The sequence below is a fragment of the Amycolatopsis sp. NPDC001319 genome (genome assembly GCF_042896185.1).
In the GTDB taxonomy this organism is placed as follows: domain Bacteria; phylum Actinomycetota; class Actinomycetes; order Mycobacteriales; family Pseudonocardiaceae; genus Amycolatopsis.
The window spans coordinates 246,570-259,907 of the sequence record NZ_JBIAWY010000012.1; the positions used below are offsets into that span (position 1 = coordinate 246,570).

The 13,338-nt window shown below is 70.4% G+C and carries 13 protein-coding genes; 11 read left to right on the forward strand and 2 right to left on the reverse strand.

From position 1 onward, the window contains the following. Nucleotides 1–39 precede the first annotated feature (39 nt). The 11 genes from ACFY1H_RS38115 (at nucleotide 40) to ACFY1H_RS38165 (ending at nucleotide 11,505) form a co-directional block, all read left to right on the forward strand. The gene (locus tag ACFY1H_RS38115) at nucleotides 40–1,152 is read left to right on the forward strand and encodes a zinc-binding dehydrogenase (RefSeq protein WP_386954667.1); all 1,113 of its coding nucleotides are present in this window, start codon (nucleotides 40–42) and stop codon (nucleotides 1,150–1,152) included. 52 nt (nucleotides 1,153–1,204) lie between these two features. Further along, the gene (locus ACFY1H_RS38120) at nucleotides 1,205–2,485 is read left to right on the forward strand and encodes a Rieske 2Fe-2S domain-containing protein (protein WP_366583673.1); all 1,281 of its coding nucleotides are present in this window, start codon (nucleotides 1,205–1,207) and stop codon (nucleotides 2,483–2,485) included. A 29-nt stretch (nucleotides 2,486–2,514) separates the two neighbouring features. Next, entirely contained in the window at nucleotides 2,515–2,706 is a 192-nt protein-coding gene (locus ACFY1H_RS38125) for a hypothetical protein (RefSeq protein ID WP_366583674.1), read from the forward strand. Beyond that, nucleotides 2,703–3,695 carry an ABC transporter substrate-binding protein gene (locus ACFY1H_RS38130; RefSeq protein WP_366583675.1) on the forward strand — a complete coding sequence of 331 codons (993 nt, stop codon included), beginning with the start codon at nucleotides 2,703–2,705 and terminating at the stop codon, nucleotides 3,693–3,695. The genes ACFY1H_RS38125 and ACFY1H_RS38130 overlap by 4 nt, the downstream gene beginning before the upstream one ends. 36 nt (nucleotides 3,696–3,731) lie before the next feature. Continuing rightward, nucleotides 3,732–4,871, forward strand: a complete 1,140-nt coding sequence (locus ACFY1H_RS38135) for a hypothetical protein (RefSeq protein WP_386954672.1) — start codon at nucleotides 3,732–3,734, stop codon at nucleotides 4,869–4,871. Then, nucleotides 4,868–5,827 carry a PDR/VanB family oxidoreductase gene (locus tag ACFY1H_RS38140; protein WP_386954675.1) on the forward strand — a complete coding sequence of 320 codons (960 nt, stop codon included), beginning with the start codon at nucleotides 4,868–4,870 and terminating at the stop codon, nucleotides 5,825–5,827. The genes ACFY1H_RS38135 and ACFY1H_RS38140 overlap by 4 nt, the downstream gene beginning before the upstream one ends. Before the next feature lie 95 nt (nucleotides 5,828–5,922). Further along, nucleotides 5,923–7,026, forward strand: a complete 1,104-nt coding sequence (locus ACFY1H_RS38145) for a hypothetical protein (protein WP_386954678.1) — start codon at nucleotides 5,923–5,925, stop codon at nucleotides 7,024–7,026. Next, entirely contained in the window at nucleotides 7,023–8,774 is a 1,752-nt protein-coding gene (locus tag ACFY1H_RS38150) for an iron ABC transporter permease (RefSeq protein WP_366583679.1), read from the forward strand. The genes ACFY1H_RS38145 and ACFY1H_RS38150 overlap by 4 nt, the downstream gene beginning before the upstream one ends. 24 nt (nucleotides 8,775–8,798) lie before the next feature. Continuing rightward, nucleotides 8,799–9,947: an ABC transporter ATP-binding protein gene (locus tag ACFY1H_RS38155; RefSeq protein ID WP_366583680.1), complete on the forward strand. Its 1,149-nt coding sequence runs from the start codon at nucleotides 8,799–8,801 to the stop codon at nucleotides 9,945–9,947. Nucleotides 9,948–10,055: 108 nt separating this feature from the next. After that, nucleotides 10,056–10,730: a GntR family transcriptional regulator gene (locus ACFY1H_RS38160; protein ID WP_366583681.1), complete on the forward strand. Its 675-nt coding sequence runs from the start codon at nucleotides 10,056–10,058 to the stop codon at nucleotides 10,728–10,730. Between the two features lie 124 nt (nucleotides 10,731–10,854). Next, nucleotides 10,855–11,505, forward strand: coding sequence for a GntR family transcriptional regulator (locus ACFY1H_RS38165; RefSeq protein WP_386954683.1), 651 nt, complete (start codon nucleotides 10,855–10,857; stop codon nucleotides 11,503–11,505). Nucleotides 11,506–11,646: 141 nt separating this feature from the next. Here ACFY1H_RS38165 and ACFY1H_RS38170 read toward each other — a convergent pair whose 3' ends face one another. Further along, complete coding sequence (locus ACFY1H_RS38170) at nucleotides 11,647–13,011, reverse strand: FAD-dependent oxidoreductase (RefSeq protein ID WP_386954686.1); 1,365 nt, start codon at nucleotides 13,009–13,011, stop codon at nucleotides 11,647–11,649. 177 nt (nucleotides 13,012–13,188) lie between these two features. Further along, on the reverse strand, nucleotides 13,189–13,293 hold the full coding sequence (locus ACFY1H_RS38175; RefSeq protein ID WP_386954706.1) for a BBE domain-containing protein: 105 nt from the start codon (nucleotides 13,291–13,293) through the stop codon (nucleotides 13,189–13,191). Nucleotides 13,294–13,338: the final 45 nt, after the last annotated feature.

Here is a 13,338-nt window from a genome sequence, read left to right on the forward strand (position 1 = left end):
AAGTACAACCAGATCAGCGACGAGGGAAGGACACCTTCAGTGCCGAACGAGCGTCTGGCCCGGGCCGCGGTCACGACCGGCCGCCGGACCGTCGAGTTCCGCGAGCTCCCCGTCCCGGACCTGACCGGCGGCGGCGGCCTGCTCGCCGTCGAGGCGGTGGGGATCTGCGGTTCCGACGTGGTTTCCTTCGACCGGGCCGACGAGCCCGCCCGGGTCATGGGCCACGAGACCGTGGGGGTCATCGCGGACGCGACGGCGTCCGCGGTCGCGAGGTGGGGTGCGGCGCCGGGGGACCGCGTGCTGCTGGAGGAGTACCTCCCTTGTGGACACTGCCGGTTCTGCCGGTCGTCGGAGTTCCGGTGGTGCCTCGAATCCGACCCGTCGGCGCGCCCCGACGCGCTGCGGTACGGCACCACCGCGCTCACCGTGGCGCCGGGACTGTGGGGCGGGTTCAGCGAACTGCAGTACCTGCACCCGCGCACGGTGCTGCACCACGTGCCGGACTCGCTGCCGTCCGACATCGCGACCCTCGCGCTGCCGGTGGCCAACGGGTACGAGTGGGCCTACCGCAACGGCGGAGCCGGCCCCGGCTCCGCGGTCGTCGTGATCGGGCCGGGACAGCAGGGTCTCGGGTGCGTCCTGGCTTCGCGGATCGCCGGCGCGTCGGTGATCGTCGCGGTCGGTCTCGAACGCGACGGCGTGCGGCTCGCCGCGGCCCGGTCCCTGGGCGCCACCCACACGTTCACCAGCGGCCCCGACCTGGTGGAGCGGATCCGGGAAGCCACTGGCGGCGAGGGCGCGGACCTGGTCGTCAACACCGCGTCCGGCACGGCCGCGGTGTTCAACGACGCGATCGCGGTGCTGCGCAAGTCGGGCCGGCTGGTGCTGCCCGTGCGCGAGCGCAAGCCGCAGGACGGGATCGATCTCGGGGCCCTGTCCCGGAAGTGCCTCACCGTGGTCGGCATGCGCGGGCACAGTTTCGACGCGGTGGAGTCGGCCATCGGGATGCTGCAGGACAACCTCGACCTCGTCCGTCCACTCGCGACGATGACGGTGCCGTACGACCGGGTGGCCGACGCCATCCTCTCCACCGGTGGCGACGGGCCCGTCGCCGACGTCATCCACGCGACCGTCACCGTCGCGCAGCCGTGACACCCCGCGCTGCCGTGCACACCGCAGCCTGACAGTTCCCCTCGGAGGCAAGATGCGCATCACACGAGAACAGAACGAACGGCTCACCCGGGTCGAGGGCGAGGCCCCCATGGGACAGGTCTTCCGCCGGTACTGGATCCCGGCCGTCCTGTCGGAGGAGGTCCCCGAGCCCGACAGCCCGCCCGTGCGGGTGCGGTTGCTCGGTGAGGACCTGGTGGCGTTCCGGGACTCCAACGGCGAGGTCGGCCTGCTCGACGCCTACTGCTCGCACCGGCGGGCGCCGTTGTTCTTCGGCCGCAACGAGGAATGCGGTCTGCGCTGCGTGTACCACGGCTGGAAGTTCGACGTGAACGGCAACTGCCTCGACACGCCCTCGGAGGAACCCGGTGCGCGGCTGCGGTTCCGCGCCGGGATCAAGGCCTACCCGGTGTACGAGGCCGGCGGGATCGTCTGGACCTACATGGGGCCGGTCGACACGATGCCCGAACCTCCCGACTACGAATGGCTGCGCGCGCCCGAGACCCACCGCGGCGTCTCGAAGACCAACGAGCCGTGCAACTACCTGCAGGCGATCGAGGGCGGGATCGACACCGCCCACTCGTCGTTCGCACACAACAACGACCTGTCCAACACCAAGTCGTTGCGGGCGCTGGACCGGCACCCGAAGCTGGAGGTACAGCTGCAGCCGCACGGGTTCACCTACGCGAGCCTGCGCCGCGTCGGCGGCGGGCGCCGCTACCTGCGCGTGTACCAGTTCGCCATGCCGTTCATGCAGATCCGCAGTGTGCTGCTGAGCTGGCACGGCCAGGGTGAGGACGCCGAGTACCCCGCGCTGCACGGCCACATCTGGGTGCCGATCGACGACCACAACACCGCCATCTACAACTTCGCCTACTCCGCCCGGCCCGAGCAGCCGATGCCGCAGGGGTGGTTCGCCGAGCACGAGGACGAGATGGGCCGCGGCCCGCAGGACTTCAAACCCGGGACGTACTGGCTGGTCCGGGAACCGGAGAACGACTTCATGATCGACCGCGAGGTGCAGCGCACGCGGACGTTCACCGGCATCGAGGGCGTCAACACCCAGGACTTCGCGATCCAGACCGGCATGGGCCGGATCGTGGACCGCAGCAAGGAAGCGCTCGGCAGCACCGACCTGGCGATCTCCACCGCCCGCAAGCTCCTGCTCGAAGCGACCGACCGCGCCGAGCGCGGGGAGCCGATGGTCGGGGCCTCTCCCGAAGACCACCGCGACACCCGCGCCGCCGACCTGCTCGTGGCCGAGGACGACGCCTGGCGCGAGGCGGCCAAGGACCTGCAGTCCGCCTGGTACTGAGCCCCACGCCGAACCGACGAAAGCGACCCATGACCTACAAGATCGTGACCATCCGCGCCACCGGCCTCACGCCCGAGGCCGTGTCCGAAGAGCTCGAACGCGAGCTCAACACTGCCGTCGCCGAGGGGTGGACCTTCGACCGGATCCAGCCGATCATCTACAACTCCTCGACCACGGGCTACCTGCTGCTCATCCTGAACCGCGCGGGGGAGAGCGCATGACGCGCCGGCTCACCGTCGCCCTCACCGACAACACGTTCACCCGCCCGCTGCTCGACGGGCGCGCCCGGATCGCCGGCGTCGACCCGACGATGCTGGCCTACCACCCGTCGGAGCTGTTCTGGCGGCAGCTGCACTTCGCCGAGTTCGACGTCTTCGAGGCGTCGCTGTCGACCTGCTTCCGCCTGGCCTCGCTGGACGACCGGCGGTTCGTGGCCCTGCCCGTGTTCACCACCCGCACGCTGTGCCACCTCGGCATCGTCGTCGGCGAGCGCTCCGGCATCGAGAGCCCCGCGGACCTGCGCGGGCGGAAGATCGGCGTGCCGGAGTACCAGCAGACCTCCGCGGTGTGGAGCCGCGGCGTGCTGCAGCACGACTTCGGCGTCGATCCCGCCGACGTCCACTGGGTCATGGAACGCGGCGCCGCTCACAGCCACGGCGCGGCGACGGACTTCCGGCCGCCCGAGGGTGTGCGCGTCGACGTGATGTCGCCGGAGGAGAACATCGGCACCCTGCTCGCCGAGGACTACCTCGCCGGATCCCTGCTGTACCTGTCGGAGAAGAACCTCGTCGACCGCTCGCCCGAACGCAGCGAAGCCGACCTGAGGGTGCGCCGGCTGTTCGACCCCGAGACCGAACGGGCCCGCTACCTCGCCGGCGGCACCGGTCTGCACGCCACGCACTGCGTCGCCGTGCGGCGGGAGCTCGCCGAGGAGCTGCCGTGGCTGGTGCTGAACCTGTACTCGGCCTTCACCGAGGCCAAGGCCGCCGTGCTGGCCGAGGCCGCGAAGAGCTTCGAACCGTGGCGGCTGCTGGATCCCGCGACCGCGGACGCCACCCGCCGCCTCGCCGCGACCGACCCCGTGCCGTACGGAATGGCGGCCAACCGCACGATGCTCGACCGGCTCGGCCAGTACGTGGCCGAGCAGGGCATCGCCGTGCGCAAGGTGTCGCTCGACGAAGTCTTCGCCCCGCAGACCCTGGACCTCTAGGCCACCGAGCCCCGATATCCCCCGAAGGAGAAACGCATGGCTGAGATCGTCGCGGCGGCGGCCGCGGTCCACGCGCCGCAGCTGCTGAGCCGGCCCCAGCACGAGGAGCTCGACAAGCTCGACAAGAGCACGGACGCACTGGTGGCGTTCGGCGCGGCCATCGAGGAAGCCGCGCCCGACGCGGTGCTCGTCATCGGCCTCGACCACCTCGAGACCTTCTGGCTGGAGGCGGTGCCGACGTTCACGATGGTGGTCTCGCAGGAGTGCGAGGCGCACTACATGGAACAGCAGATGCACAAGAAGGTGCACACCGAGGTCGCCGTCGACCTGCTGAAGAAGGTGATCGCCGACGGCTTCGACGTCACCTACTCCCAGGAAGCCGTGCTGGGACACGCGTTCCTCACGCCGTTCAAGTACATCCTCGGCAAGACCGACGCCCCGGTGGTGCCGCTGCTGGTGAACACCTACCTGCCGCCGATCCCGAGCCCGCGCCGCTGCTACGAGCTGGGCCGCGCCATCGGGCGCGCGCTGGAGACCCGCGACGAGCGCATCGCGATCATCGCGAGCGGCGGCATGTCCCACTTCCCGGGCACCTCCCGGTACATGGCGCCGAACTACGAGTTCGACCGCTGGGTCGTCCAGGAGACCGCCGCCGGCCGGTACCAGGACCTGCTCGACCTCACCCCCGTCAACCTCGACGAGGTCGGCGAGAGCGAGCTGCTGACCTGGTTCGTGCTGCTCGGCATCATCGGCGAGCTGCCCGGGCATCTGCTTTCGTACCAGGAGCTGGCCCACCACGGCCAGGGCGTCGTGCAGTTCCTGCCCCAGGCCTCCGAGGACACCGTGCACGAGGCGAGCCGCGAGGTGTCGGTGCCGAAGTACGGCGGGTACGAGTTCACCAGCGAGGACTTCGTCTACTACAAGTTCCCCGAGCCGGAGTCGTTGCCGCTCAACCGGTTCCTCCACCGCCTGATCGTGGAGGAGCAGCTGCGCGACGACTACGCGCGCGACGCCGACGCGGTGATCGCCGCCAGCGGCCTCGACCCCCGCTTCCAGGACGCGTTGCGCCGCCCGGGCTTCGACGCGCTCGTCGAAGCCGGGGCGCACCCGCTGCTGGCCCTGTCGTCGCGCCAGGTCGTGCGGCTGGCCGCCGACCGCATGGGGACGGCTTCGTGACCGCGCCGGAGGGAACGATCGAGGTCGAGGTCAGCGGCCGGCGGATCGTCGGCAACGGTGTCCTCGAGGTCGAGCTGCGCCCGGTCGACGGCAGCCCGTGGCCCGGCCACGGGCCGGGCGCGCACGTCGACGTGCACCTGCCCAACGGCCTGATCCGGCAGTACTCGCTGCTTTCGGCGTCCGAAGAGGACGGAACCGCGAAGATCGCGGTGCTCAAGACCGCCGACTCCCGGGGCGGTTCGCGGTTCGTGCACGAGCGGCTGCGGCCCGGGCACCGGATCCTCGTGAGCGAGCCGAAGAACACGTTCGAGCTGGGGGAGGACGACGAGCACGCGGTGCTGATCGCCGGGGGCATCGGCGTGACCCCGCTGCTGGCGATGGCGCGCCGGCTCGCCGCGCGCAACGCCGGCTTCGAGTTCCACTACCGCGTGCGCACGCCCGACCGGGCGGTCTACACCGCCGAACTCGAATCCCTCGTCCCGCCCGGTGCCCTGCACGTCGGAGCGGACTCCGACGGGAGCGCGTTCGCCCCGGAGGAGGTGCTGCGCGCGGCCGGTCCACAGTCGACGGTCTACGTGTGCGGGCCCGAGGCGTTCATGGACTTCGTGCGCAAGGGCGCCCTCGCCGCGGGGATCGGGGCCGGGGCGTTCCGGGTCGAGCACTTCAAGCACGAGGCCGACACCGAAGGACGTCCGTTCGTGCTGACCGCGGCCCGCAGCAAGGTGACCGTGGAGGTCGGCGCGACCGAGACCCCGGCCCAGGTCCTCGACCGGGCGGGCGTGTTCGTCCCGACGGCGTGCGAGCAGGGCGTGTGCGGAACCTGCGTGGTGGGGGTGCTTTCGGGGACGCCGGACCACCGCGACGTGGTGCTGACTCCGGGGGAGAAGGCGTCCGGCTCGGTCATCACGTTGTGCTGCAGCAGGGCGGCCACTTCGGAGCTCGTCGTCGACCTCTGATTGTCCGACAATATTGCTAGTCATATTGTTCGACATCAAGTAGTCTCTGTACGCGGGTGCGCGGAGCGCAGCCGTCACCGGAATGAGGAGCAACGATGCTCGAGAAGCCGCGGCAGCGCCTTGCCTGCCTGCTCGCTGTGGCCTGCCTGGGCGGCCTGACGGCGGCGTGCGGATTTCCCCCTGTGAACACCGAGGCGGTCGCGGTCTACGCGAAATTCGCGGCCCTGAAGGGGAAATCGCGCCACGACCAGCTCGTCGAGGCCGCCAAGGCCGAGGGCCAGCTGGTCATCTACGTCACCAACACCGCGATCGAGAAGAAGATCGTCCCCGCTTTCGAGAAGGAATACGGGATCGACGTCGCGGTCTACCGCGCGACGACCGAACAGGTCCGTGGGCGCGTCCTGCAGGAAGCCGGCGCGCACCGGGTCCTGAACGACGTGGTCGAGACCAAGGACTCCGAGATGGCGATCCTCGGCGGGCAGGGCCTGATCGCCCCGTACCAGAGCGACATCACGTCGACCATCCCGGCCGAGGCGAAGACCGACGACATGGTCGGCGCGTACTACATCGCCACCCTGCCGATCCACAACGTGCGGCTGGTCCAGCCCGGCGGGCTCCCGCACGACCTCGCGGGTTACGCCGATCCGAAGTGGCAGGGCAAGGTCGCGGTCGACCAGGGCGACTTCAACTGGTACGAGGACGTGTACAACTACTACACGAAGCAGAAAGGCATGTCCGACAACGACTTCGCCGCCATGATGAAGGGCGTCGCGAAGAACTTCCGGGTCGTCGACGGCCACGTCTCCAACACCACTCTGCTGCAGGCGGGCGACTTTCCGGTCTTCCTGTCGGACTTCCTCCAGTACGTGCCCAGCCGGGCGAAGGACCTCTCGTTCTCCCCGCCCATGGACCCCGTGACGCTGCAGATCCTGGGGGCCGACCCGATGAAGGGCGCGGCACACCCGGCGGCCGCGCTGCTGTTCTGCGACTTCTACCTCACCGAGGCGCAGAAGTACCTGCACGACGCCGGCTACATCCCCACCAACCCCGCGGCGATCCCGGGCTACCGGCCGCGCCTGCCGGAAGGAACCGATTTCGTGTACGACGACTGGCGGACCCTGGCCTCCGACCGGGGCAACGCGTGGCAAGAGGCGTGGAGCAACCTGCTCAAGGGCAAGGATCCGGTGCTTCCGCGATGACCCAGACCCTTCTCGACCGGCCGCCGGCCGGTCCCGGCCCCGGGCCGGGCCCCGGGGTACTGCGCCGGGTCCTCGCGCGCGTCCAGGCCAAGCACGTGGTCGTGGCGGTGGTCGTGCTGCTGCTCGGCTACCTCGTCCTGGTGCCACTGGGTTTCCTGCTCTGGCGGACCTTCGTCGCCGACGACGGCTCGGCCGGCCTCGGGGGCTTCGCCCGGGCGTTCCCGAACGACTCCGACACCTGGGCGATGATCGGGAACACGCTGGCGTTCGCCTTCGGCTCGATGGTCGTGTCGATGGTGATCGGCGGCGGGTTCGCCTACCTGGCCGAGCGCACCGACGTCCCGTTCCGGCGGCTGCTGAGCCTCTCGGCCCTGATCCCGCTGATCATCCCTGCGATCCTGTACGCGCCGGCGTGGATCTTCCTCGGGAGCTCGAACATCGGCCTGCTCAACAACGTCACCGGGTTCCTGTTCGGCATCCGGCCGTTCGACGTCTACTCGGTGTGGGGCATGATCTGGGTGCAGAGCCTGCACTCCGCGCCGATCGTCTTCCTGTTGCTGTCGGCGGCTTTCCGCGCCGCGGACCCGTCGATGGAGGAGGCGGCCCGGGTCGCCGGGCTCGGCCGGTGGCGGGTGCTGACCCGGATCACCCTGCCGATGGTCAAGCCCGCGCTGGCGGGCGCCGCGCTCATCGTCTTCGTGCAGTCGCTGGAAGTCTTCGAAATCCCCACGTTCCTCGGGCTCTCGGGCGGGCACTACGTGCTCACCAGCAAGCTCTACTACCTGTACCAGGAATACCCCACCGACTACCAGGCGATCGGGGCGATCGGGATCGGCCTGCTGGTGATCGCGTGCGTCGGCGTCTGGCTGGCGGGGCGCGCGGGCGGGTCGCTGCGCGAGTCCGGGACGATCAGCGGCAAGGCGTTCCGGCCGCGGCGCGAGAAACTCGGCCGGGGGAGGTGGGTCGCGGCACTGCTGGTGCTGGGTTACTTCGTCCTCGCCGTGGTGCTGCCGCTGCTGATCCTGCTCTACTCGTCGCTGCTGAAGAACTACGAGCAACCCAGTCTCCAGGCCCTGGGCGACCTGAACCTGGACAACTACCGCACGCTGTTCGGCGACAGCGGGATCATCCACTCGTTCGAGCACACCGTGATCGTCGCCGTGTGCGCGGCCACCGCGGCGATGGTCCTGTCCGCGGTCGCGTCCTGGGTCGTGGTCCGCACGAGATCGTCGGGCCGGCGGCTGCTCGACGCGCTGGCGTTCTCGCCGCTGGTGATCCCCGGTCTCGTGTTCGGCGTCGCGCTGGCGGTGGTGTACCTCCGCACGTCGCTGCCGATCTACGGGACGCTGGTCATCCTCTTCATCGCTTACACGACCCGGTTCATCCCCTACGGCATGCGGTACGCGGGCGCCGCGCTTTCGACGGTGTCGGCCGAGCTCGAGGAGTCGGCCCACGTCTCCGGGGCCCGCTGGTTCGAGACGATGCGGCGCGTCCTGCTCCCGCTGGCCGCGCCGGGCCTGATCGGCGGATGGGTCTACATCCTCATCGTCAGCTTCCGGGAGCTGCAGAGCAGCATCCTGCTCTACACCCCGGGCAAGGAAGTCCTCTCCGTGACGATCTTCCAGGAGTACCAGGACGGCAACACCACCCTGGTGTCGGCGATCGGCGTGGTCCTCGTCGTCGTGCTGACGGTCCTGGTCGTCATCTCGCAGCTCATCGCGGCGCGCCGTGGCGTGCGCAACCAGTAGCCCGAACCCAAGGCGGTCGAACCGATGCTCAAGATCAACGACGTGGTGAAGAAGTACGACCCCGCCTCATCCGCCCGGTTGCGGCGGCGAGGGGTCGATGCCGGCAAGCACCGTCCCGCGCTGGGCGGGGTGAGCCTGCGCGTGGAGGAGGGGCAGTTCCACACGCTGCTGGGGCCGTCGGGGTGTGGCAAGACCACGCTGCTGCGGTCGGTCGCGGGGCTCGAGCACCCGGACTCCGGCGAGATCGAGCTGGGCGGCGACACACTCTTCTCCGCCGAGCGGTCCGTGGACCTCTCGCCGGACCGGCGCCGGCTCGGCATGGTGTTCCAGTCCTACGCGATCTGGCCGCACATGTCCGTGCGCCAGAACGTCGCGTTCCCGATGCGGGTGGGCCGGGCCAAGCGGCCCAAGGCCGAGGTCGACAAGCTGGTGGTGGCGGCACTGGAATCGGTCGGGCTGAGCGAGGCCATCGACCGGTCGGCCACGAAGCTCTCCGGCGGCCAGCAGCAGCGGCTCGCGTTCGCCCGCGCCATGGTCGGCCGGCCGCGCCTGCTGCTGCTCGACGAGCCCCTGTCCAACCTCGACGCGCAGCTTCGCGCGTCGATGCGCCTGGAACTGAAGCGGCTGCAGAGCGAACTGGGGCTGACCACCCTCTACGTCACCCACGACCAGGCCGAGGCGCTGGCGATCTCCGACGTGATCACCATCATGAGCGGCGGGCGCATCATGCAGCAGGGCACCCCGCGCGAGATCTACGACCACCCGCAGAACCTGTTCGTGGCCCGGTTCATCGGGTCGCCGAACCTGCTCCCGGCGAAGATCGACGACGGCTCGGGCCGTCGGACGGTGCTCACGGACGTCGGCCCGCTCGTGCTCGACGAAGCGGTGCCGGCCGGGCTCACCGACGTCGTCCTGGTGCTGCGCCCGGAAGACCTCGAGCCGCGGCGCCGGACCGCCGGCGCCCCCGGGTCGGCGGGGGCGAACGAACTGTCCGGCACCGTGGTCGCCCAGTCGTTCGAGGGCGAGTGCATCCGGCACATCGTGGCGGTCGGCGACGAGCGCATCGAGTGCCGGTCGGCCCGGCACTCGGACGTGCGTCCCGGCGACGAGGTGTCGGTCCCGGTGCCCGGGCGGGCTTTGTCAGTGGTCGACGCGCAGGACGAACCGCACTGAGCGGCCGGTGAAACACCCGATCGTCCACTCAGATTGCCAACGATCCTGTTAGGGTAAAATGGCAACGATCCGGCTGGACGGCCGGCCTTGAAAGGAGGGCGGCCGCCTGTGGAAAACCGAGAAACGCTCGTCGACCGGTTGCGGACCGCCATCGTCCACGGCGAGCTCTTTCCCGGCCAGCGGCTCGTCGAGGTCGATCTCGCGGCCACGTTCGGATCGTCGCGCGGGAGCGTGCGCGAGGCCCTGGTGATGCTGGAGAACGAGGGCCTCGTGATCCGCGAGCGCAACCGCGGCGCGTCGGTGCGGCCGATCTCGCTGCGCGAGGCGATCGAGATCACCGAGGTGCGCGCCGTGGTCGAGGGGCTGTGCGCGCGCAAGGCCGCGTCGGTGATCGGTGCGGAAGACCGGCGCCGCCTCCAGAAGCTCGCCAAGGCGATGCGCGCGGCGGTGAAGGCCGGTGACATCGCCGCCTACAACGACATCAGCCAGGAATCGCACCACGTGATCCGCGAGCTGGGTGACCAGCGGACGGCGACCGAGGTGCTGGAACGGCTGCGCTACCCCAGCGTGCGGTACCAGTTCCAGGTGTCGTTGCTGCCGGGGCGGATCGAGGAAGGGCTCGCCGAGCACGTCAGCGTCATCGAGGCGGTCGCCTCGGGGGACGGGGACCGGGCCGAGGCCGCGATGCGGGCTCACCTCTCGAGCCTGGTCGGGTCCTTGCAGAAGCTCAGCGAGCTGGGCGGCCTGCCCCGGACCACGCTCGGTCGCACGCCGGCTTCGTGACGCGGGCGGCCGGGCCGCGTGGAACTCCGTTTCGACGAGGTGATCGGCTTGGGTGAACACGGCAGCGGTGCGGCTGCGCGGATCCGGGAACTGCCGAGACCTGCCCGCGGGCCGGTGATGTCGCGTGCGGGCTGAGACGGCGGACCCCGCGACCGCGTCGGCCCCCGCGGTCAGCGACGCCATCCGCGACGCGATCCTGCGGGGCGAGTTCGTGCCGAACCAGCGGCTGGTCGAAAGCGACCTGGCCGACCAGTTCGGCGCGAGCCGCAGCGCGGTCCGGCTCGCGCTGCTGGAACTGATGAACGAAGGGCTGATCGAGCGCGTCCGGAACCGGGGCGCGCGCGTCCGCGCGGTGTCGCTGGACGAGGCCGTCGAGATCTGCGACGTGCGCCTGATGCTCGAACCGTTGTGTGCCTCGCTCGCCGCGACGCGGGCCGACGCTGCCGAGCGAGGTGCCCTGCAGGCGCTGGCCGACGCCATGAGCGACGCCGTCGACGACGCGGATCTGGCCCGGCAGTCCGAGCTCAACCACCAGCTGCACACCCTCGTGCGCCGGCTCAGCGCCCACCACACGGCGACGCACATCCTGGAACGCCTGCGCGCGCAGTCCGTGCTGCACCGGTTCCGCCTCACCACCCGGCCGGGGCGGGCTCGTGAATCCCTTGCCGAGCACCTCGCCATCATCTCCGCGATCTGCGACGGCGACCCGGACCGGGCCGCCGACGCGACGCGCCGCCACCTGCGCGCTGTTCTCTCGGCGCTGCAACAGACCTGACCTGGACGAAGCGGGACGGGTCAGCGCGGATCCTTGCCCCGCAACCGGTGTGTCGCCGGGACCCACCGGATCAGCGAGCGGGGGATCACGGCGCCGGGAATCGCGCCGGCGGGCGGGGTTGGCGGGTTCCGCCCGGCCGCGTCAGCTGCGCGTGGCGGCCAGCACTTCGTTGAACGCCTCGGTCGACGACGGGTGCGTGTAGATCCCGTCGCGCAGATCCGTGGCGGTGACGCCGTGCCGCATGGCCAGGGTGACCAGGTTGATCAGCTCTTGGGCGTCGACGCTCAGCAGAGCGGCGCCGAGGATCCGGTCGGTCTTCGCGTCGATGACGAATTTCATCAGGCCCCGGGTCTCGCCGAGGATCTTCGCTTTCGGCATCGCGACGATGTCGGCGACCGCTTTTTCCGCCACCTTCACCGCGTACCCCTGCTCGCGCGCGTCCTGTTCGGTGAGTCCCACCCGGGCCAAAGGGGGCGTCAGGAAGAGCGCGTAGGGGATGTGGGCGCGGTCGGCGGTGGATCGGGTGCCGGGGCCGGTGAGCTGGTCGGCGACGATGCGGCTGTCGTCGAGGGAGACGTAGGTGAACTGCGGCCCGCCCTTGACGTCGCCGACCGCGAAGATGTGGGGCTGGCCGGTGCGCAGCCGATCGTCCACTTCGACCGCGCCGCCGGCCGTGGTCGCCACGCCCGCGAGGTCCAGGCGGAGGCCTTCGGTGGCGGGCTTGCGGCCGGCCGCGACCAGCACCGCGTCGACGACGATCGTGCCGTCGTCGTCGCCCTGGCGGTAGTCGAGGCGGGCGCCTTCGGCCGTCTCCGACAGCCGGGTGACCTCGGCGCCGAGGACGAACCGGACCCCGGTGTCGGCCAGCACCTGTTCCGCGGCCGCGGCGACATCGTCGTCCTCCCGGCCCAGGATGCGCGGCGCGCGGTCGAGCACCGTCACCTCGCTGCCGAACTGCGCGAACATCGACGCGAACTCGATGCCCACGTGCCCACCGCCGAGCACGGCCAGCCGGCGCGGGAGGTTGTCCCGCCCGATGAGGTCGGTGCTCGTGTGGACGCGGGTGCTGCCGGCGAGCCCGGGGATCGCGGGCAGGACGGGCTCGGCCCCGGTGTTGATGACGATGGTGTCGCCGGTCACGGTCAGGCGGTCGTCGCCGGCGCTGACCTCCACCGTTTTGGGGTCGACGAACGCGGCCTGTCCGGTGAGGACGGTGACGGACTCGATCGAGTCGAGCGTGGAGAAGTTGATGCCGCGCAGCCTCGTCGTCAGGTTCCGCGTCTTGCCGACCGCTTCGCCGTGCCCGGTACCGGTTTCCGCGTGGTGGATCAGCGATTTGGTGGGCACGCACCCGACGTTGGGGCAGGTACCGCCGTACATCTGCGCCGACCGCTCGATCACGGCGACGCGGCGGCCGCGCCGCCCCATCGCGGCGGCCAGTGTCTTGCCCCCTCTGCCGAATCCGATCACGACGAGATCGAAGTGCGTCGAGTCCACAGTGGACATAGTGCTCCTCCTGGCTGCGCTGCGCGCCGGGTCCCGGTCCGGGGGCGCGCTCAAATGTACGTACATTTGAATATAGGACGACATCCGCGCAGTGGGGCCGAGTGTGTCGGGCGCGACAGGCCCGGGCGAAGTGACCGTCACCTCAAGGGGCACGGGGACTTTCGGCCGATCGGCTGTTCAGCCGGCCGGCACCACGTTGTGGTTGATCCGGAACATGTTGGCCGGGTCGTAGTTCGACTTCACGGCCGCGAGGCGTCGGTAGCGCTCCGGTCCGTAGATCACGGCGGCGTCGGGCGCTTCCTCGGGGGCGAGGTTGTTGACCAGCCG